The 21099-nt window shown below is 66.9% G+C and carries 18 protein-coding genes and 2 tRNA genes; 11 read left to right on the plus strand and 9 right to left on the minus strand.

Annotated elements, in window-relative coordinates; all coding sequences use genetic code 11:
* Nucleotides 1-98: 98 nt before the first annotated feature.
* The 5 genes from NFE57_RS04485 to NFE57_RS04505 all read left to right on the plus strand — a co-directional run bounded on the left by NFE57_RS04485 (nt 99) and on the right by NFE57_RS04505 (nt 4287).
* Nucleotides 99-326 (plus strand): hypothetical protein, encoded by a 228-nt coding sequence (locus tag NFE57_RS04485; RefSeq protein WP_252134370.1) that lies wholly within the window; start codon nt 99-101, stop codon nt 324-326.
* A 202-nt stretch (nt 327-528) separates the two neighbouring features.
* Nucleotides 529-1737: a hydrolase gene (locus tag NFE57_RS04490; protein WP_252134371.1), complete on the plus strand. Its 1209-nt coding sequence runs from the start codon at nt 529-531 to the stop codon at nt 1735-1737.
* Nucleotides 1734-2750, plus strand: a complete 1017-nt coding sequence (locus NFE57_RS04495) for an arginine N-succinyltransferase (protein WP_252134372.1) — start codon at nt 1734-1736, stop codon at nt 2748-2750. Before NFE57_RS04490 ends, NFE57_RS04495 begins: the two co-directional genes overlap by 4 nt.
* A complete protein-coding gene (locus tag NFE57_RS04500) occupies nt 2747-4003 on the plus strand; it encodes an N-succinylarginine dihydrolase (RefSeq protein WP_252134550.1) in 1257 nt (418 codons plus the stop codon). Before NFE57_RS04495 ends, NFE57_RS04500 begins: the two co-directional genes overlap by 4 nt.
* 65 nt (nt 4004-4068) lie before the next feature.
* Nucleotides 4069-4287, plus strand: coding sequence for a hypothetical protein (locus tag NFE57_RS04505; protein WP_252134373.1), 219 nt, complete (start codon nt 4069-4071; stop codon nt 4285-4287).
* A 99-nt stretch (nt 4288-4386) separates the two neighbouring features.
* Here the strand turns inward: NFE57_RS04505 and gdhA are convergent, their stop codons facing one another.
* The 3 genes from gdhA to NFE57_RS04520 form a co-directional block, all read right to left on the minus strand.
* A complete protein-coding gene (gdhA, locus tag NFE57_RS04510; RefSeq protein ID WP_252134374.1) occupies nt 4387-5736 on the minus strand; it encodes an NADP-specific glutamate dehydrogenase in 1350 nt (449 codons plus the stop codon).
* Nucleotides 5737-5999: 263 nt separating this feature from the next.
* Nucleotides 6000-7775: a GGDEF domain-containing protein gene (locus NFE57_RS04515; RefSeq protein WP_252134551.1), complete on the minus strand. Its 1776-nt coding sequence runs from the start codon at nt 7773-7775 to the stop codon at nt 6000-6002.
* A 240-nt stretch (nt 7776-8015) separates the two neighbouring features.
* A tRNA-Arg gene (locus tag NFE57_RS04520) sits at nt 8016-8092 on the minus strand.
* Nucleotides 8093-8172: 80 nt separating this feature from the next.
* Here NFE57_RS04520 and NFE57_RS04525 point away from each other — a divergent pair.
* On the plus strand, nt 8173-8679 hold the full coding sequence (locus NFE57_RS04525) for a hypothetical protein (RefSeq protein WP_252134375.1): 507 nt from the start codon (nt 8173-8175) through the stop codon (nt 8677-8679).
* On the opposite strand, the gene NFE57_RS04530 is transcribed toward NFE57_RS04525, so the two are convergent.
* Nucleotides 8676-9206, minus strand: a complete 531-nt coding sequence (locus tag NFE57_RS04530; protein ID WP_252134376.1) for a GNAT family N-acetyltransferase — start codon at nt 9204-9206, stop codon at nt 8676-8678. The genes NFE57_RS04525 and NFE57_RS04530 overlap by 4 nt on opposite strands.
* Nucleotides 9203-10192, minus strand: a complete 990-nt coding sequence (gene hemB / locus NFE57_RS04535; RefSeq protein WP_252134377.1) for a porphobilinogen synthase — start codon at nt 10190-10192, stop codon at nt 9203-9205. The genes NFE57_RS04530 and hemB overlap by 4 nt, the downstream gene beginning before the upstream one ends.
* A gap of 190 nt (nt 10193-10382) precedes the next feature.
* Between hemB and NFE57_RS04540 the strand changes: the two genes are divergently transcribed.
* Nucleotides 10383-11279, plus strand: a complete 897-nt coding sequence (locus tag NFE57_RS04540; RefSeq protein ID WP_252134378.1) for a diacylglycerol/lipid kinase family protein — start codon at nt 10383-10385, stop codon at nt 11277-11279.
* Between the two features lie 89 nt (nt 11280-11368).
* Here the strand turns inward: NFE57_RS04540 and NFE57_RS04545 are convergent, their stop codons facing one another.
* The 4 genes from NFE57_RS04545 to NFE57_RS04560 are packed head-to-tail and all read right to left on the minus strand — an operon-like array spanning nt 11369 to nt 16883.
* Nucleotides 11369-14128: a valine--tRNA ligase gene (locus tag NFE57_RS04545; protein WP_252134379.1), complete on the minus strand. Its 2760-nt coding sequence runs from the start codon at nt 14126-14128 to the stop codon at nt 11369-11371.
* 52 nt (nt 14129-14180) lie between these two features.
* A complete protein-coding gene (locus tag NFE57_RS04550; RefSeq protein ID WP_252134552.1) occupies nt 14181-14654 on the minus strand; it encodes a DUF2497 domain-containing protein in 474 nt (157 codons plus the stop codon).
* A gap of 28 nt (nt 14655-14682) precedes the next feature.
* Entirely contained in the window at nt 14683-16206 is a 1524-nt protein-coding gene (locus tag NFE57_RS04555) for a TolC family outer membrane protein (protein WP_382279547.1), read from the minus strand.
* An 8-nt stretch (nt 16207-16214) separates the two neighbouring features.
* Entirely contained in the window at nt 16215-16883 is a 669-nt protein-coding gene (locus NFE57_RS04560) for a protein-L-isoaspartate O-methyltransferase family protein (RefSeq protein ID WP_252134381.1), read from the minus strand.
* Between the two features lie 156 nt (nt 16884-17039).
* Between NFE57_RS04560 and NFE57_RS04565 the strand changes: the two genes are divergently transcribed.
* From NFE57_RS04565 to NFE57_RS04580, 4 genes are all read left to right on the plus strand, one after another.
* Nucleotides 17040-17113: transfer RNA gene (locus NFE57_RS04565), tRNA-Cys, on the plus strand.
* A 26-nt stretch (nt 17114-17139) separates the two neighbouring features.
* Entirely contained in the window at nt 17140-17652 is a 513-nt protein-coding gene (locus NFE57_RS04570) for an RNA polymerase sigma factor (RefSeq protein WP_252134382.1), read from the plus strand.
* A 33-nt stretch (nt 17653-17685) separates the two neighbouring features.
* A complete protein-coding gene (locus tag NFE57_RS04575) occupies nt 17686-18654 on the plus strand; it encodes a FecR family protein (RefSeq protein WP_252134383.1) in 969 nt (322 codons plus the stop codon).
* A complete protein-coding gene (locus NFE57_RS04580) occupies nt 18641-21043 on the plus strand; it encodes a TonB-dependent receptor (RefSeq protein WP_252134384.1) in 2403 nt (800 codons plus the stop codon). The genes NFE57_RS04575 and NFE57_RS04580 overlap by 14 nt, the downstream gene beginning before the upstream one ends.
* Nucleotides 21044-21099: the final 56 nt, after the last annotated feature.

Consider the following 21099-nt stretch of genomic DNA (forward strand, 5'->3'; position numbering starts at 1 on the left):
ATATGAAAGCCGCCAGTCGGCATTGGCCCTCAGTTGCAAGCATTCAGGGTCCCCAATCCAGCCTCGACATCCCCTAGCTGTGCTGCGAAGATCGACTGGTGGAGACGATCAAGAAAATCATCAGCAAGGACGGCAAGCATCGCCTCGACATTGAGGTCAGTTCCGGCGGATTATACCGTTACATCACCTTCGATGACCGTTTTCGGAACGACCCGGATTTTCAGAATCCACCCGAATGGACGATTGATGCTTTTTCCGGGCTCTACGAGTCTGTGGAAGCGGTCGAAGCCGACGCGACCGCGGCGCTCGCATGGCTTCGCGAGTAACGACAAAAATTCCTATTTATGAGTTCACGACCTAGTTGCCAGCGGCATCGGCCCGCTCCCCCATCCGGCCTTCCACAAGAGTATCCTGGATGGGAGGCCGGATGGGGGAGCGGGCCGGTGCCGTCTCCGTTTCGGAGATGAGCAAAACAGTCCACACGGACAACGGTTTCATTCGCAACCGGTTTGGCGCTAGGCTCGGTCGATGGAGATGCTTTCGCCGATCGAACGCGACGCGGTCGCGCATGCCGCCGCCGCCCCGATGCTCGATCGGGTGCAGGCCTGGGCGGCGATCAACAGCGGCACCGCCAATCTCGAGGGGCTCGCCCGGATTGCGGGTACGCTCGCCGATGCGTTCGCGGTGCTGCCGGGGACATTGCAGTTGATCGAGCCCGCGCCGGTCGATTCCGTCTCGGCGACGGGCGTCGTCAGCGCGCAACCGCACGGCAAGCACCTCCACCTCGCGGTGCGCCCCGATGCGCCGGTCCAGATGCTGTTCACCGGGCATATGGACACCGTCTATCCCGCCGATCACGCGTTCCAGCAGCAGCGTTTCCTCGACGCCAACACGCTCAACGGCCCCGGCGTCGCCGATATGAAGGGCGGTCTCGCGCTGCTGCTCGCCGCACTCGAAGGCGTCGAGGCATCGCCGCTCGCCCAACGTCTCGGCTATGAGGTCGTGATCAATTCGGACGAGGAAACCGGCTCCTTCTCGTCGGCGGCGCTGCTGGCGGAGGCCGCGCGCGGCAAGGTGGCGGCGCTCACCTATGAACCTGCATTGCCCGATGGCACGCTGGCCGGCGCACGTGGCGGCACCGGCAATTTTTCGATCGTCGTCCGTGGCAAGAGCGCGCACGCCGGGCGCAACCCCGATGACGGGCGCAACGCGATCGTCGCCGCGGCCGAGATCGCGGTACGGCTTGCCGCCGCGAAAAGCCCGGCGCTTTCGGTCAACCCGGCGCGGATCGAGGGCGGCGGCCCCAACAATGTCGTGCCCGATCTCGCGGTGCTGCGCGTCAACTTCCGCCCGAGGGCCGCCGAGGAAATCGCGCGCGCGCGCGCCGCGATCGACGCGGCAGTGGCCGAGATCGCGGCCGCCCATGACGTACGGATCGCGGTCCACGGCGGCTTCAATCGCCCGCCCAAGCCGATCGATGCCGGCGCGGCGCGGCTATTCGACCTGGTCAAGAAATCGGGCGCCGATCTGGGGCTCGCCATCGGCTGGCGCGACACCGGCGGGGTATGCGACGGCAACAATATCGCCGCTGCCGGCGTGCCCGTGGTCGATACGATGGGCGCGCGCGGCGGCGCGATCCATTCGCCCGATGAATTCCTGCTGGTCGACAGCCTCGCCGAGCGCGCGGCCTTATCGACCGTCACGATTCTCAGGATCGCAGCAAAGGGGGATCAATGAGCTTTCGCATCCGCGCGGCGCGCGACGAGGATCTGCAACCGCTTTACGAAATGGCCAAGCTGACCGGGGGCGGCTTCACCAACCTGCCGCCCGACAAGCACGCGCTGCGCGTGAAGCTCGATCGCAGCCGGGCGAGCTTCGCGCGCGACGACGATACATTGAGCGACGATCTGTTCGTGCTGATCCTCGAGAACGTCGCGACCGGCGAGGTCCGCGGCACCTGCCAGATGTTCACCCGCGTCGGGCAGACCTGGCCCTTCTATTCGTATCGTCTCGGCACGCTGACCCAGCATTCGGCCGAGCTCGACCGCACCTTTCGCGCCGACATGCTGTCGCTATCGACCGATCTGGAAGGGTCGAGCGAGGTCGGCGGGCTGTTCCTCCATCCGGGCGAACGCGCGGGCGGGCTCGGGATGCTGCTCGCGCGCAGCCGCTATCTGTTCATCGCGATGCACCGCGCGCGCTTTGCCGATCACATCCTCGCCGAATTGCGCGGGATCATCGACGAGGCCGGCGGATCGCCGTTCTGGGACGGATTGGCGGGGCGGTTCTTCGGGATGAATTTCCAGGACGCCGACCAGTTCAACGCGATCCACGGCAACCAGTTCATCGCCGATCTGATGCCCAAGCACCCGATCTATATCGCGATGCTGACCGAGACCGCGCGCGCCGCGATCGGCCTGCCGCACCCCTCGGGCCGCGCGGCGATGCGGATGCTCGAACATGAAGGCTTCGGCTTCGACAATTATATCGACATTTTCGATGGCGGCCCGACGATGACCGCGCGCACCGATCAGGTGAAAGCAGTGCGCGAGGCCCGCACCGCGACGGTGCTGACATGCGACAAGGACGGCGGCGATCAGGCGCTGGTGGCGACCGGGCGGCTCGCCGATTTCCGCTGCGCTTACGGCGTCGTGCGCGAGCAGGAAGGCAACCGCGTGGTGATCGACCCCGGCTGTGCTCAGGCGCTCGGCGTCACCGAGGACGATACGATCTGCTACGCAGGCCGCTGATGCTCACCGAGATCAATTTCGACGGGATCATTGGCCCGAGCCACAATTATGCGGGGCTGAGCCCGGGCAACCTCGCCGCGACGAGCAACGCGGGCAGGGTCTCGCATCCGCGCGCCGCCGCGCTTCAGGGCATCGCCAAGATGCGCGCCAATCTGGCGCTGGGGCTGCGGCAGGGCGTGCTGCTGCCACTCCCCCGCCCCAACCATGGCTGGCTCGAGACGCTCGCGACCGATTATGCGCGCGCCGCACCCCATCTGCGCGCGCAGGCGCTGTCGGCCTCGGCGATGTGGGCCGCCAATGCCGCCACCGTCTCGCCCGCGCCCGACACCGCCGATGGCCGCTGCCACCTGAGTGTCGCCAATCTGGTGACGATGCCGCACCGCAGCCACGAATGGCCCGACACGCTGGCGCAGCTCCGTCTTGCCTTTGCCGATGCGGCGTTCGCGGTGCACGGCCCCGTCCCGCCCCCGTTCGGCGACGAAGGCGCGGCCAACCACATGCGGCTCACCCCGCGCCACGGCGAGGCGGGGATCGAGATCTTCGTTTACGGCGTGACCGGCGGCCCCTACCCCGCCCGTCAGCATCGCGAGGCGAGCGAAGCGATCGCGCGGCGGCACGGCACCGATCCCGCACGGACGCTGTTCGCGCAGCAATCCGAGGTGGCGATCGCGGCGGGCGCGTTCCACAATGATGTCGTCGCGGTCGCCAACGAGCGCGTGCTGTTCGCGCACGAACAGGCGTTCGCCGACAAGGAACGGCTGTACGACGATCTGCGTGCCGCGATGCCCGAGGTCGAGATCGTCGAGGTGCCCACCGCGCGCGTCAGCCTTGCCGACGCGGTGTCGTCCTATCTGTTCAACGCCCAACTCGTCAGCCTGCCCACCGGCGAGCAGGCGCTGATATTGCCCGAGGAAGCGCGCGCCAATGCCGCCGTCTGGGGGTGGCTGCGCGAGCATGTCGCGGGCAACGGCCCGATCCGGCGGCTCGAGGTGGTCGATGTACGCGAATCGATGGCCAATGGCGGCGGCCCCGCCTGTCTGCGGCTGCGCGTCGTCGCCGATCCCGCAACGGTCGACCCGCGCTTTCTGGTGGACGGCGACAGGCTCGACCGGATCGCCACGGTGGTCCACAGCCACTGGCCCGAGACGATCGATCCGCGCGCGATCGGCGATCCCGGACTGATCGCCCGCATCGAGCGCGCGCGCCGATCGCTTATCGAAACGCTCGGAATCGTCGAGTTACTTTACACTTAACCATGTCCGTTAAGGCGGAACGACGGGTGTGCGCGGCTGGCCCAAGGCTTGCTTGCCCTTTGGGAATGCTCCGCAAGATCGCCCGCCTGTTCGTCATCAAGACCAAGTTCGAGGCGTTTCTCGTGATCTACGGGCTCGGCCTCGGCGCGGTCGAGCGCGGGATTCATTATATGCACCAATATCCGGGATTCGGCGGCAAATTGCTGTTCGTAGTGTGCCCGATCGCGGTGTTCATGGCGGGCACGCGGATCCTCGAATCGGTCGAGCGCAATCCCGACGGGTAAGGCTGAAACCAGAATGGTGGCTTTCCGTGCCCCCGAACGCCACGCATGCGACCGCCGGATATACGGAAAACCACCATCAAGACGTAAGCCAAAGAGGCTTTAGATCACCCCAAGCGCCTGCATCGCCTCGGCCACGCGGACGAAGCCGGTGATGTTGGCACCGAGCGCGTAATTGCCGGGCGCGCCATATTCCTCGGCGGTTTCGGCGCAACGATCGTGGATCCGGCGCATGATCGCCTCGAGCCGCGCTTCGGTCTCCTCGAAGGTCCAGCTGTCGCGCGAGGCATTCTGCTGCATTTCGAGCGCCGAGGTGGCGACACCGCCGGCATTCGCGGCCTTGGCCGGCCCGAACAGGATGCCGGCCTGCTGGAACAGGCGGATGGCATCGGGGGTGCTCGGCATGTTGGCGCCCTCGGCGAGCGCGATCAGGCCGTTTTCGATCAGGCTCTTGGCGTCCTTGCCGGTCAATTCGTTCTGCGTGGCGGAAGGAATCGCGACGTCGCACGGCACATCCCAGATCGAGCCCTTTTCCGAATAAACCGCGCTTGCGCCCTTCAATTCGGCATAGGTCGAGATGCGCTCGCGGCGGACCAGTTTGATCTCCTTGAGCAAATCGAGGTCGATTCCGCTCTCATCGACCACGAAGCCCGAGGAATCCGAACAGGCGATGACCTTGCCGCCGAACTCGGTGATCTTCTCGATCGCGTAGATCGCGACATTGCCCGATCCCGACACCACCGCGCGCCGCCCGTCGAAGCTGGTGCCCCGCGTGCGCAGCATCTGATCGACGAAATAGGTGGCGCCGTAACCGGTCGCCTCGGTGCGCGCACGCGAGCCGCCATAGGTCAGCCCCTTGCCGGTGAGCACGCCCGCCTCGTAACGGTTGGTGAGCCGCTTATACTGGCCGAACAGATAGCCGATCTCGCGCGCGCCGCAGCCGATATCGCCGGCGGGAACGTCGGTATATTCGCCCAGATGGCGATAGAGTTCGGTCATGAACGACTGGCAGAAGCGCATGATCTCCGCATCGGTGCGGCCGCGCGGGTTGAAATCCGATCCGCCCTTGCCGCCGCCGATCGGCATCCCGGTCAGCGCGTTCTTGAAGGTCTGTTCGAATCCGAGGAATTTGATGATCCCGACGTTGACCGACGGGTGGAAACGGAGTCCCCCCTTATACGGCCCGAGCGCCGAGTTGAACTGGACGCGAAACCCGCGATTGATGCGGAACCGACCCTTGTCGTCGATCCACGGCACACGAAAGATAATCTGGCGTTCGGGCTCGCAAAGCCGCTCGATCAGCGCCCGACTCATATAGTCGGGATGCTTGGCGATCACGCAACCGAGGCTCTCGAGAACCTCCTCGACCGCCTGGTGGAATTCCACTTCGCCCGCATTACGCCGTAAGACATCTTCAAAAACCGGAAGAAGTTTCTCATCAATTTTCGGCATTCCGGCTCCTCGCTAAACACAATACGCTGGCGCTCATAGCGAAATGTACGACAAAAGCACGAAAAGCTTTTTCGCACCTGCACCCAAGACGGTCTGTCGGGAGCAAGTCGTGCAGTCCGCGCGACTCGTCACAGCCGGTTCAGCGGAACGCTAACGCTGCTTCGCGCTGCCGCCGATGTGGTTTCAAACGCTACGCCGCCCCAGGCTCGTCTTGCATGTCGCGACGCCATCAACCCGCGATACGCGTGCGGATCAAGGCCTTATCACGTTATCCTCGATACCCGGCTCGGAAGATCGTCTCGCGCCGGATCAATGCGCGCATTGGTTGACGGCGGTTCGGCGGGAACAGGAGACGCCTTGCCGGCAATCGCGATATCGCGAACCACGACGCGGTCTCTTCCCCCTTGCTTCGCGGCATAGAGTGCGGCGTCGGCGTGGCGATACAGTTGCTGGAACGAACACGGGTCTCGTGCCTGCGTTACCCCGACGCTGACCGTCACCGGGCGCTCGCCGATCACCGCGCCGTGATCGATCGCGCCCAGTTCCTGCCGCACGCTATCGGCAAAGCGGACCAGCGCGAAACCATCGATCCCGGTGATCGCCAGTGCGAATTCCTCGCCGCCCAGTCGCGCGACCGCACAGGACACGCTTTCCCAGCGCTGGAGTCGCCGGGCAATGTTGCACAGCACAATATCGCCCGCCTCGTGCCCGTAAGCATCGTTGACCGATTTGAACCGGTCGACGTCGATCAACAGCAAGGCGACGGGCACCTCGGCAGGCCGTTCGGCGCCGAGCAACGGGGTCGTTCGGGCAATGAAGCCGCGCCGATTGTAGAGATTGGTCAACGGATCGCGGCCGGCGAGCGCACTCGCCCGCTTCTCGGCGGCGCGCGCGCGATCGCGCTCGACGCGAAGCAGCGCAATCCTGCGCGTAATCGCTATCGCCAGCCACATCGTCTGGAGCGCCGCGGCGAACAACACCAGCATCTGCGAGCCGCCGCCCCACAATGCCCCGCCGACATCGACGATCTGAATGAACCCCAACGCGGCCATCGGCACCGACCATGCCAACGCCACGTCGCGCGCCACCGTGCATCCTCGCCGCCAAGCCCAGCCGAGCAACAGCGCGACCGCAGCAAGATCGGCAAGCACGAGCAGATCGAGCATTTGGCCAAGCCCGTCGATCGCGGCACCTCGTACGATTGCTGTGGGAATGCCGAGTACACCGATCGCAATACCGAGCGCGAGCGTGGCCGTCGTCGCCCAGCGCGGCAGAAGCGATCGTTCGATCGAGGTGACGGCGCTGACGGTCGCGGCGGTGATCGCGGCGCAGGCGAGAAAGGTACAGATGCGTGCCGCCGTGGTGCCTGCAAGCCCTGGCAGGACGATGAGTTCGAGCTGTGACCACAATGTACCCCAGGTCAGCACGCACGCGGCCCAAAGGCCGTGCCACAGCAGGAACTGACGCCGCACGGCAATCGCCAGCGACATATTGTAGACCACCCCGACCAGCAACAGCATCAGCGCGGCACCGGTGAGCGCCGCGAGGATCGCCGACTGCGTCGCGGACTCAGCGCCGGTGATGATTCGAATCCGCAGAAGATTGTGGCTCGCCACGCGATCGAGCCGCATCGTCGCCGCTACCAGTGACGCATCACGCACGGGTGCCTCGAACGCGATCTGGCCCCCCACCCGCCAGTGCGCACCGAAGGCGCCGCTCGCGACCTGCTGCCACACGACGTGACCATCGGCATAGGTGAAGGCGACCGCGAGCCGATCGAACCGGCTCTGGCGCACCATCAGCGCCACATCGGTCCGATCGACCGAAAGATCGCGAAGGTCCGTGCGCAACCACAGACTGCCTTGTTGATAGGCCGAGGGCGCGCCACGGCACGCGAACGTCAGCCGCGGCAGCGCCGAATCGGGCGTCGCCGTTCCAGTCACGGCATGACAAAACGCATCGAAAGCCACCGATTCGGCCGTCGCTGGCGGCGGCCAAAGCGCGCCAGCCATCGCGATCAGCGCGATTATCAGCCGCATCACAACGACCCGGTACTCGTTTACACCCAGCATGATCCCCACGCCCTGCCAGCTTAGCGTGAGCAAAACCTTACCAGACCAGCCACCAAACGCTGCGCAGCCACGATATCGGGCGTCACGGATCGGCACGATCGGCCGTGGCCCGACCGACCGGCATGCCTTTTCACACTTTCGTTAAACGCCGTCGCAGCGCCAAAAAACATAAACCCCGGCAAGTCATTGACCTGCCGGGGTTTACATTGGCGCGCCCGGAACGATTCGAACGTCCGACCCTCAGATTCGTAGTCTGATGCTCTATCCAGCTGAGCTACGGGCGCGCAGGGTGGAGGCGACATAGAAGGGGTCGCCGGATTGCGCAAGCCCGTTGCGGCGGGCTTTCGGGCACCATAGACCTTTTATGATGATACGGTTCCCCCACACCCTGTTCGCCGCAGCGATTCCACTCGCGGCGTGTACCCCCAATATCGTCGACGCGCCGTCGTTGCTGCCGCGGGCCAGCGAGACGTTGAGCTTCGACGAACCGCCGGCCGCCGTCCCGGCGGTGGCAGTGCCCGACCCCGCGCTCGACGCCGCCATCGCCGAGGCCACAACGACGCTGACGACCACTGCGAACCGCTTCACGGCTGCTGCAACGAGGGCCGACGCGCTGATCGCCGCCGCGAAGGGAGCCGCGCCGGGCAGCGATTCGTGGCTCGATGCGCAGGTCGCGCTCGCGGGGCTCGACGACGACCGCGCGGCCAGCCTTGCGATCCTGAGCGATCTCGACCAACGCGCGATCGATCGCGGGATCACCGGCGCGCCGCCTTATCCCGCGCTCGAATCGCTGCGCGCCGCGGCGCAGGCGCAGATCGCCGCCCAGGCCGACCGGATCGCGACGCTCTCGGCGCGGCTGCCCGCCGATTAGGGGCGCGCGATCCGATACTGCAGGTGGCGCTTGAGCGGACTGCCGTCGGGCACCGCGGGATGATCGAAATCGCCATCGGCGACGCGCTTCATGCCAAGCCGTTCCATCAATCCCCAACTGCGCGTGTTGGCCGCGACCGTGATCGCAGCGATGCGCGGGGCCGATGTGTTGGCCCAGCCCCAGATGAGGCTCACCTCGGCGGCCTCGCGGGCATAGCCTTGCCCCCAATAGGCCCGGCCGAAGCGCCAGCCGATCTCGACATCGTCGGCGATCGGGGTGTCGGGCGCGCCGGGCTTGAGCCCGCAGAAGCCGAGCAACGCGCCATCCGCGCGCCGTTCGACCGCCCAGAAGCAGAAACCGTGGCTGTCGAGATAGCCATTCTGCCGATCGAGCGCGGCATCGATCTCAGCACGCGTCATCAGCGGACCGAGAAATTCCATCACCGCCGGATCGCTGCAATGCGCGTGGAAGATCGGCCGGTCGGCCTCTTCCCAGCGCCGCAGGATCAAACGGTCGGTCGCGATCATCCGGCGAGCAATTGCGCGGCGTGGCGCGCATAATAAGTGAGCACCCCCGAACAGCCCGCGCGTTTGAGCGCGAGCAAGGTTTCGAGCACCACCGCATCGCGATCGGCCGCGCCGACCGCCGCCGCGGCCTCGATCATCGCGTATTCGCCCGAGACTTGATACGCGAACACAGGGACTTCAAACGCGTCTTTTACGCGCGTGATGATATCGAGATAGGGCAGCCCCGGCTTGACCATCACGCTATCCGCGCCCTCGTCGAGATCGAGTTCGACCTCGCGCAGCGCCTCCTGCCAATTGGCCGGGTCCATCTGATAGGTCTTCTTGTCGCCCTTCAGCAGCCCGCGGCTGCCGACCGCGTCGCGGAACGGGCCGTAGAAGGCGCTCGCATATTTGGCGGCATAGGACATGATCTGCACGTTGACATGGCCATCGGCTTCGAGCGCGTCGCGGATCAGGCCGATGCGGCCATCCATCATGTCGCTGGGGGCGATGATATCGGCGCCCGCGGCGGCCTGATTGAGCGCCTGCGCAACGAGCGTCTCGGCGGTCGCGTCGTTGACGACATAGCCGGTCGCATCGAGCAGCCCGTCATGGCCGTGGCTGGTATACGGATCGAGCGCGACGTCGGTGAGCACCCCCACCTCGGGCACCGCGTGCTTGAGCGCGCGGATCGCCTGGCACATCAGATTATCGGGGTTGAGCGCCTCGCGGCCGTCATCGCTGCGCCGATCGGGCTGGGTATAGGGAAACAGCGCGACGCACGGGATACCGAGATCGCGCGCTTCCTTACCGCGCGCGACGATGCCGTCGACCGACCAGCGCGAGACGCCCGGCAGGCTGGCGATCGGTTCCTCGACGCCAGCGCCCTCGACCACGAACAACGGCCAGATCAGATCGGCGGGGGTCAGCACGGTTTCGGCGTGGAGACGGCGGCTCCAGCCGGAGGCGCGGGTACGGCGAAGGCGGAGGGCGGGATAGTGGCTCATAGCCAGCCCTGTGCGCCGTCACCGCGAACGGTGCAAGTCACGAGCCGCCCGATCGGCGGTGCCAAGTTGACAAAGTTGACACCCCCGAGCCCATGTTCGCCTTATCGGCCGACAACCGAATAAGGTGTGATTGCAGCAGGCTCGCTGTATCAGATGCGCCTCATGTAGGACAGCGCAGGCGATATTCCCGATGACCACCCGATCCGCCGTGCTGATCGTCAACGCGCAGTCGCGCAAGGGACAGGCCCAGTTCGCGGCGGCATGTGCGGCGCTGAAGGCCCTGCCCTTCCCGGTCGACGCGCACGCGATCACCGATCCCGACACGCTCGACACCGTGATCAAGACGGCGCTCGCAGCCAAACCCGATCTGATGATATTGGGCGGCGGCGACGGCACGATTTCGGGGCTGGTCGATCATCTGGTCGGCACCGATACCGCGCTGGGCGTGCTGCCGCTGGGCACCGCGAACAGCTTTGCGCGCACGCTGGGCATTCCGCTCGATATCGAAGGCGCGGTCGAGGTGCTGCGGACCGGGCGGCGCAAGCGGATTGATCTCGGCATGATCGACAAGGATTATTTCGCCAATTGTGCCGCGATCGGGATCGCCCCGCAGATCGCCCAGACGGTGCCGCACACTCTCAAGAAATATCTCGGCCGGCTCGGCTATCTGAGTTGGGCGGCGCTGCAATATGCCAAATTCAGGCCATTCGAGCTTGTGATCGAGGACGCGGGTATTCGGCGTAGCGTGACCGTGGTCGAGGTGCGGATCTCGAACGGCGGCTTCCACGGCGGTACCGAGATCGTCGACGACGCCCGCGTCGATTCGGGCGAGATCATCGTCCAGGCGGTGACCGGATCGTTCAAACGCCGCCTGCTCAAGAACTGGATCGCAAGCGCACTGCGCCTCCCGGCGCGCCATGACGACACGGTGAGCTTCACCGGTACGGCCTTGCGCGTTTCCACCACGCCCCGGCTGCCGATCTCGATCGACGGCGAGGTACTGGCAAAAACGCCGGTGACCGCGCGGATCGCGGCGGGCGTGATCGAGGTGATCGTGCCGGCGGAAGAATCCGTCACCCCCGCGTAGGCTGGGGTCCATGTCTGTGGCGATTTGCTCCGCCGTCGGTCGTCATCGAGACAGCGATAGACCCCAGCCTACGCTGGGGTGACGGCGGGTTAGCCGAGCCGGGCGAGCGCGGCGTGCAGGCGGTCGGCCTCGGCGGCCTTGTCGGCGTGGTCGGCGCGGGCCTTTTCGACGGCTTCGGGCTTGGCGCGTTCGACGAAGCTTGGATTACCGAGCCGTCCGGCGAGCGCGTCGCGTTCTTTCTCGGCCGCCGCGATCCCCTTGGCGAGCCGCGCGCGTTCGGCGTCGAGGTCGATCACGCCTGCCAGCGGCAGGACGAAGGTCGCTTCGTCGACCACCACCTGCGCGGCGCCACCGGCCGCTGCGTCACCGTCGGCAACGTCCACGCGCGCGAGGCGCGCCAGGGCGGCGGTCTGACGCGTGAGGCGTTCGACGGTCTGCGCCGAGGCGTCGCGGACATGGAGCGGCATCCGCGCACCGGGGGACACATTGAGCTCGGTCCGCGCGGTACGCAGATCGGAGACCAGCCGGATCAGCCAGTCGATTTCCTTCACCGCCTCGGCATCAAGCGCCTGCGCGTCGGCATTCGGCCACGCCGCGACGATCAGTTCGGACGCGCGCGCGCCGCCGGCGTGCCACAATTCCTCGGTGATGAAGGGCATGAATGGGTGGAGCAGCACCAGGATCTGATCGAGCACCCAGCCGGCCACGGCGCGGGTTTCGTCCGCCTCGGCGCCGGTTGCGGGACCGTCGGCGGTGCCGAGCAGCGGCTTGATCAGTTCCAGATACCAGTCGCAGAAACGGTTCCAGACGAAGTGATAGAGCGCGTTCGCGGCGCCATCGAAGCGCAGATCGGCAAGCGCGAGATCGACCGCCTGCACGGTCTCGACCGTCTCGGCGATGATCCATTTGTTGACCGCGAGGGTGGCGGGCGGCGCATCGCGCGTGGCGCTCGCGGCGATACCGTTGGCCTGGCAGAAACGCGTCGCGTTCCACAGCTTGGTCGCGAAGTTGCGATAGCCCGCGACGCGGCTCTCATCCATCTTGATGTCGCGGCCCTGGCTTTCCATCGCCGCCATGAAGAAGCGCAGCGCATCGGCGCCGTACTGGTCGATCAGCCCGAGCGGATCGACCGTATTGCCCTTCGATTTGGACATTTTCTGCCCGTCCGACGCGCGGACAAGTCCGTGGAGATACAAAGTCTTGAAGGGCACATCGCCCATGAAGTGCAAGCCCTGCATCATCATCCGCGCGTCCCAGAAGAACAGGATATCGAAGCCGGAAATGAGGATATCGTTGGGGTAGCGGCCGGCGAGGCTGACGCCCCTCCCGCTTGCGGGAGGGGTCGGGGGAGGGCTTGTCGAGGCGGAGGTGTCGGCGGCTGCGGACAGGCTCTCCCCTAGCCCCTCCCGCGAGCGGGAGGGGGATTCGTCGGGCCAGCCCATCGTCGCAAACGGCCACAGCGCCGAGGAAAACCACGTGTCGAGGACATCCTCGTCGCGACGCAGGGCAACGCCCTCGCCCGCCTGACGCTGCGCCTCCTCCTCGGTTTCGGCGACGATGATGCGGCCGTCGTCGGCATACCAGGCCGGAATCCGGTGCCCCCACCAGAGTTGCCGCGAGACGCACCACGGCTGGATGTTTTCCATCCAGTTGAAGAAGGTCTTTTCCCACGTCCTGGGAACGATCTTGATCGCCCCCGAGCGCACCGCCTCGATCGCGGGCTGGGCCAGCGTCGCGGCGTCGACATACCATTGGTCGGTCAGCCACGGCTCGATCACCACGCCCGAACGATCGCCATAAGGCGTCTGGATGACGCGATCCTCGACGCGTTCGAGCAGACCGCCCTCCTCGAGCAGCGCCACGACGCGTTTGCGCGCCTCGAACCGCTCGAGGCCGATCAGATCGGCGGGGATCAGGCCGTCCGCGGTTTGCGCGATCTTGGCCGTGGCATCGAGCATGTTGAGCATGTCGGCGGGCTTGAACCCGGCGCGTTTCCCGACCTCGAAGTCGTTGAAATCGTGCCCCGGCGTGATCTTCACCGCGCCCGAACCGAGTTCGGGATCGGCGTGTTCGTCGGCGACGATCGGGATCTCGCGGCCGGTGATCGGCAGGCGCACCATCTTCCCGATCAAGGCGGTGTAGCGTTCATCGGTGGGATGCACCGCGACCGCCATGTCGGCGAGCATCGTCTCGGGCCGCGTGGTGGCGACGTGGATGAAGCCAGAGCCGTCCGCCAGCGGATATTTGAGGTGCCAGAAGCTGCCCTGCACTTCGCGCGTCTCGACCTCGAGATCGCTGATCGCGGTGCCGAGGCCGGGGTCCCAATTCACCAGCCGTTTGTCGCGGTAGAGCAGCCCTTGCTTGTGAAGATCGACGAAGACCTTGAGCACGGCCTTCGAGAAGCCCGGATCCATCGTGAAGCGTTCGTTGGCCCAATCCATCGAGCAGCCCAGCCGCCGCAATTGCTGCGTGATCTGGCCGCCGCTCTCGGCCTTCCATTCCCACACTTTCTCGACGAATTGCTCGCGGGTGTAGTTGGTGCGCTTATCCTGCGCGGCGGCCATCTGGCGCTCGACCACCATCTGCGTCGCGATGCCCGCATGATCGGTGCCGACCACCCACAGCGCGTCCTTGCCCTTGAGCCGCGCGTGGCGGACGAGGATGTCCTGCAAGGTATTGTCGAGCGCATGACCGATATGGAGGCTGCCGGTGACGTTGGGCGGCGGGTTGACGATCGTCCACGGCTCGGCGCCGGGGCGCTCGGGATGGAACAGCCCGTGCGCCTCCCAGTGCGCGTACCAGCGCTGTTCGATTGAAGCGGGGTCGAAGGTTTTTGCGAGCTCGGTCATGCCAGCGCCCTTAGCGGGGCGAGGCGTATTTCGCCAAGCCTGCGGGGACGATTTACTCTTGGCCCGTGATCCGCGTGATCTCGCGCGCCACCATCTTCTCGACCAGCTCGGGCAGATTGGCATCGAGCCAATCGCGCAGCATCGGGCGCAGCATGTCCTCGACCATCGCCTGGAGCGTATCGCTGCCCGCGACCTCGGGCTTGACGATCAGCTTCGAGAGCGAGGCGAGCGCGCCGCGGCTGGCCTGTGCCGCCTGTTCGGACAGGATCTGTTCGCGGCGCCCCTGCGAGGCGAGCCGCGAATCGGGTTTGGGAGTCGGCACCGGATCGCTCAGCTCGAGCACTTCCTCGTGCGCCTCATCCTGATCGTGATCGTGCTCATCGGCGGCGGCTGGCGCGTGCTTGGCCGTGCCACGCGTCGCGCGGCGCGCCTTGGCGGACGCGGTCACATCGCCTTCTTCGGCGATGATGCGTTTGATCGAAGACAGAATGTCTTCCATCGACGGTTCAGCGCTCACGTCCCCCATCCTCAACCCCACGCGCATGGGACCGCCCTCATGGACGATCGGAAAGCGTGTCACCTGCGGGATTCGCAAGGCTTCTGTCAACCGGCGTGTCGAGGATCGGATCGAGCGCCTGATGCACCTCGGCCCCCTGCGCCGGCGTTTCGGCGGTGCTGGTGCCCACCGCCCGCGGCGCGGGATCGCTATCCCAATCCCAGATCCGATCGTGGACGCGCTCGTAATTCGTGACCGGATCGTAGAGCACGCCGCCGTCGAGCCCGAGATCGCGCGCCTCGGCCTTGCCCATCGCGGCGATCAACGCGAAGCCCGCGACATAGGCGTCGCGCCGCGCGGTGACGAGCGTGACCTGCGCATTGAGCAATTCCTGCTCGGCATTGAGGATATCGAGAATCGTGCGGTTGCCGACGCTGTTTTCGGCGCGCACGCCTTCGAGCGACAGCCGGTTCGCGCTCACCGCTTTTTCGGACGACTGGATCACCTGCTGCGCCGATTGCCAGATCGCATAGGCCGAGCGCGTCTGCGAGACGACGCTGCGTTCGGCATCGAGCGCCTGTTCGATCGCCTGGCTACGCCGCGCCTGCGCCTGACGCACCTCGGCGGCAGGGCGGCCGCCCTGGAACAGCGGGATCGAGATCGATACCCCGGCATCCGCCGACGTGCCCGATTGCTGGACGGTCCCCGCGCTGTCGCCCGCGCGCAGCGAGCCGAGATAATTGTAATAATTGGTGGTCGCCCCGACGCTGATCGTCGGCAGACGCCCCGCCCGCGCGGTGCCGATATCGTAATCGGCGGCGCGGCTGGCCTTGCGCGCCGCGATCAGCGTCGGATTGTTCTCGAGCGCGACATCGACCGCCGCCTCGGGGGCGCCGGGCAGGCCGGTCAGTGCGGGCGGCGGCTCGAGGTCGCCCGGCGGCGTGCCCACCAGACGGATGTAATTCTCGCGGCTGCCGATCAGATTGGCCTCGGCGCTCTGGAGGTCGCTGCGCGCCAGCGCCAGGCGCGCCTCGGACTGGGCGACATCGGTGCGCGTGAGATCGCCGACCTGAAACCGATCCTGCGTCGCCTGCAGATTGACGTCGAGCACGCGGACATTCTGCTGGTTGAGCGACACGATCGCCTCGTCGCGGATCACATCCATATAGGCGGCGACGACGGCCGAGAAGAGATCGGCCTCGGTCCCGCGCAGGCCCGCGCGCCCGGCCTCGACGCGGGTCTTGGCCGCGGCAACCGCATTGCGCACCGCGCCGCCGCTGAAGATCGGCAGCGACGCCTGCGCCTGCGCATTCACCGAGCGCGGCGGCGAGACGAAATTGTTGGTCGCCGACAGCACGCTTTCGGAATAGCCGCCGTTGACATTGAGTTGCGGCATTCCCCGCGAACGCGCGATCGGCACATTCTCGTCATTGGCGCGCTGGCTGGCGCGCTCGGCATTGAGCGTGGGGTTGGTCTGATAGGCCTTGAGCAACGCTTCTCGCAGCGTTTCGGCCGACGCCGGGCTTGCGATCAGGGCCAGCGCGACGCCGGCGAGCAGGACAGGTCGAAGCGTCAAGGGCATCCCCACCGTCAGAATTGGAAGCTTTTTGGTCGTGCAAACCCCGGCAATGCAACACAATCGGTATCGGCAAAATCGCGCAACGCGAACCCGCCCTCGCTACGCGTCCCCGCCGCCAGCCGGAACACGCCATTATCGACCACACCCGAGGCAACCGTGCCGCCGGTCTTGACCTGCGCGACCAGCGCGTCGGGCAAATGCTCGACCGCGCCGTCGACGATCATCACGTCATAGGGCGCGCCATCGGGGGCGCCCGCCTCGAGCGGCCCTTCGACCACCGTCACGCGGGCATTGCCGCCCAGAGCGGCGCGCGCGGCCGTCGCGAGGTCGGGGTCGGACTCGACCGCGGTCACCGTCGCGGCGAGTTCGGCGAGCACCGCCGCGGTATAACCACCGGCCGCGCCGATCAGCAGCACCGAATCGGTGGGGGTGATGGTCGCGGCGGTCAGCAGCCGCGCGGTCGCGAGCGGCGCGTTGGCGGCGCGGTTGCGCCCCAGCGGCACCGCCGTATCGCGATAGGCGATCCGGGCGACGTCCTCGGGCAGATACGCCTCGCGCGGCACCCGCAGCATCACCGCCACGATCCGCGGATCATCCACCGCGTTGGTGCGCAACTGGCAGGCCACCATCGCCTCGCGCATGGCGGTGAAATCGGTCGTATCGGTCGCTTGCTGAATCATGATCGCATCCCTGTCGCACAACTGTTTTAGTCATGCAATACACTTATTGGTTCGAGCGGCTTGTATCGTGCGGGCCGCAGGACGCCAAGAACGTCGCGCCATTTTCACCAACCCAGGTTGACATGCGCGTCGCCCCGCCGCATCTGGCCCCGCTCTGGCCCGATGGCGGAGTGGTGACGCAGAGGACTGCAAATCCTTGCACCCGGGTTCGATTCCCGGTCGGGCCTCCAGATTTTGCACGAAGGCGGCTGACGCGATGACCGCTGGCCCGACCACCGGCCTCGAAGCCATCCTCCTCGAAAACCGTGCCCGTCTGGTCCGGTTCCTCGCGGCGCGCGGTGCGGGCGACAATGCCGAGGACGTGTTCCACGAGCTCTGGCAGAAGATCGCAGGCCAGCCCGCGAGGCCGGTCGCGCAGCCCCTGTCCTATCTGTTCCGCGCCGCCGAAAACCTGATGCGCGATCGCCATCGTGCCGATCAGGCGCGCGCGCGCCGCGAACAGGACTGGCAGGAGAGCGACGGTGCCCCTGCCCCGCCCCCCAGCGGCGAACGCGTGCTGCTGGCGCGCGAACGGCTGCGGCAAGCCGACGCTGTGCTGGCAGGGCTTGGCGAACGCGCCGACACCGTCTTTCGCCGCTATCGAATCGATGGCGCCGGCCAGGCCGAGATCGCCCGCGATCTGGGGGTCAGCCTGAGCACGATCGAGAAGGATCTGCAAAAGGCCTATCGCGCGCTCGCCGCGCTTCGGGAACAATTCGATGCGGATTGACGCATCCGGTTCCGTCGTGTCGGGGATATGGCCATGAGCGCACCCTCGGACCTGCTTCGCGACACCGCACGCCTGTGGGCGATTCGCGTCGCCGATCCCGCTTTCGGCGCCAATGCCGACGATTGGGACGGCTTCACCGATTGGCTCGCCGCCGATCCCGCGCACGCCGCCGCTTATGACGCGGTGGCCGACGAGCATGCGGCCACCGACGCGCTGTTCGACGTTCCCCCGGCGCCGCTTGCCGCCCCCGTCGACACGCCGGGGCCGAGCCGCCGCCGGTTCCTGTGGCTGGGCGCGGGCGGTGCGGTCGCGGCGGCGCTGGCGGTGACGCTGGGGCTCAACATGACCGCGCTCGATCCGAGCCAGCCCTATACCGTGGCCACCGAACCCGGCGCGCGCCGCACGATCGATCTCGCCGACGGATCGCGGATCGAGCTCAACGGCGATACCCGAATCGTGCTCGACAAGGCCGCGCCGCGCTTCGCGAGCCTCGAGCACGGCGAAGCGATGTTCCATGTGCGCCACGATGATTCGGACCCGTTCGTCGTCATGGTCGGCGGCGACAAGCTGGTCGATGCGGGGACGGCATTCGATGTGATGCGCACGGCCCAGACGACGCGCGTCCAGGTCGCCGAGGGCAAGGTGATCTACAACCCCGATCTCGACAAGCTCGCGCTCGACGCGGGCGCGACGCTGCTGATCGAGCCCGACGGCGTCACGCTCGGCCGGATGACGCCCGGCGATATCGGCGGCTGGCGCACCGGCACGCTCGTCTATGCGGGTGCCGCGCTGGCGACCGTGGCCGCCGATCTCTCGCGCAGCCTCGGGCGGCCGATCGATGTCGCGCCGGCGATCGCGGCGCAGCGCTTCACCGGCACGCTCGCGCTCGGCGACGGCAAGGCGGAGGCGACGCTGACCCGGATCGCGCCGTTGCTCGGGGTCGTGCCGGAGGCTAAAGGCGAAGGCTGGATGCTGACCAGCCCGAACCGTGCGTACCCTTAGTCTATCGATCGCCCTGATAGGGGCCGCCCTCGCCGCCCCGGCCGAGGCGGCGCAGCGCGCGCCTGTGGCGGTCGATGAGGTCCGGCTCGATCGGGCGATCATCGCGATCGGCAGGCAGACCGGCACCAGCATCGGGCTGCGCGACCCCAGCCTCGCGCCTCTCCGTGTCCACCCCGTCAAGGGCGATCTGAGCGCCGCCGAGGCGCTGGCGGTGCTGCTCGCCGATACCGGTGCGCGGGCGCGGCGCATCGCCGCCGATACCTTCCTGATCGAACGGGTCGCCATCACCCGCCGTGCGCCGGCCATCGTGCCGCGGGCGGCGCCCGCCGAGCCGCCGCCGCCCGAAGAGATCGTCGTCACCGCCAGCAAGCGCGATACCCCGCTCGCGCAATTCCCCGGCACCGCGAGTGTGATCGACGGCGCGGTCTTTTCGCTCGCCGAGGCCGGGCTGGGCACCGACAGCATCGCCAATCGCGTCGCGAGCCTGACCTCGACGCATCTCGGCCCGGGGCGCAACAAGCTGTTCATCCGCGGCGTCGCCGATTCGAGCTTCACCGGCCCGACCCAATCGACCGTCGGCCAATATTGGGGCAATGCGCGGCTGACCTACAGCGCACCCGATCCCAATCTGAAGCTTTACGACGTCGCCTCGGTCGAAGTGCTCGAAGGCCCGCAAGGCACGCTTTACGGCGCAGGATCGCTGGGCGGGATCATCCGCATCGAGCCGATGCCCCCCGATCTGTACGACGCCGGCGGCGGCGCGTGGGCGGCTGGGCAAATCACCCAGCACGGCAGCCCCGGCGGCGAGGCGGGCACCGTGCTCAACGTCCCGATCGTGCAAGGCAGCGCCGCGTTTCGCGGGCTCCTCTATGGCGGCGTGGACGGCGGCTATATCGACGATCGGCAGCGCGACAAGAACGACGTCAACCGCGTCCGCACGCTGGGTGCGCGCGGCGCGGTGCGCGTCGCGGTATCGCCCGACTGGACGATCGATCTGTCGGGCACGTTCCAGAGCATCAAGGGCGACGACGCCCAATATGCCGATCGCGCCGGCGACGGATTGAGCCGCGCCAGCGCCGTCGCGCAGCCGTTCCGCAACGATTATCTGCTCGGCGATGTCACCGTGCGCGGGATGATCGGCGACGTGCGGCTGGTCTCGGCGACGAGCTTGTCGGATCAATATGTGACCGAAACCTTCGACGCGACCACCGGCAACACGCCGCGTGCCTTTTCGCAGACCAGCAAGATCCGCATGATCACCTCCGAGACGCGGGCATCGCAGCGCGGCGCCGACGGCAGCGGCTGGCTGGTCGGCGTCAGCCTGCTCCACAACAGCACCCGATTGACGCGTGAGATCGGCACGATGGCGATGCTCGCGCCGGCCACGGGGGTACGCAACCGCGTCGACGAAGGCACGCTGTTCGGCGAGGCGACGATCGTGCCCCTGCCCCGGCTGGCGATCAGCGCGGGCGGCCGGGTGACTTATTCGTGGCTGTCGGGCACCGCCGAGGACGTGTCGGCACTCTATGCCTTCCGCTTCGATGCCGAGGCGCGCGCGAGCCGGGGCGAATGGCGCGCGCTGCCGTCGGTGTCGCTGCGCTACACGCCCGTCGACGATGTCATGGTCTATGCGCGCTATGAGGAGGGATACCGGCCCGGCGGGCTATCGATCGCCAGCGATTTCATCCAGCGTTTCCGCGGCGATCGGATCGGCACCGCCGAGATCGGCATCCGCTATGGCGGCGCGGCCGACGGCGATATCGAGATCGGCGCCTCGCTCGCGGCGACACGCTGGCACGACATTCAGGCCGATCTGATCGACGGCATCGGCTTTCCCACCACCGCCAATATCGGCGACGGGCGCATCCATTCGGCCGGGATCAACGCGACCTGGCGCGTGGTGCCCGCGCTCAAGCTCGACGCCTCGGTCTATCTCAACGACAGCAAGGTCACCGCCCCCGCACCCGAACTGATCGCTGCGTTCATGCGCCCGCTCAACGGCATTGCGCTCGATTCGGCCACCGCGGCCTCGCGAATCGCCGATTCGCTGCCCAACATCGCCGGGGTCAGCGCGCGGATCGGCGCGGATTACGGCGCCGAGATCGGCAACGGGCTGCTGCTCCGAGTGAGCGGTTATGCACGCTATGTCGGCAAATCGCGGCTGGGGATCGGCCCGCGGCTCGATCAACCGCAGGGCGATCTGCTCGATACCGGGATCGAGATGCGCCTCGGGGGCGCGAACCATGCGGTCTCGCTCGGAATCACCAATCTGTTCGACACGCGCGGCAATCGCTTCGCGCTCGGCAGCCCGTTCCTGATCGGCCGCGGCGATTACATCACCCCGCTCAGGCCACGCACGGTTCGTCTCGGGCTGGAACTCGGATTCTAAGAGTTTTTACGGGATCGGCGCCGCCGGTTCGTCACGCTTCTCGAAACCACAAGGTT

Source organism: Hephaestia sp. MAHUQ-44, from assembly GCF_023806085.1.
Taxonomy (GTDB): domain Bacteria; phylum Pseudomonadota; class Alphaproteobacteria; order Sphingomonadales; family Sphingomonadaceae; genus Sphingomonas.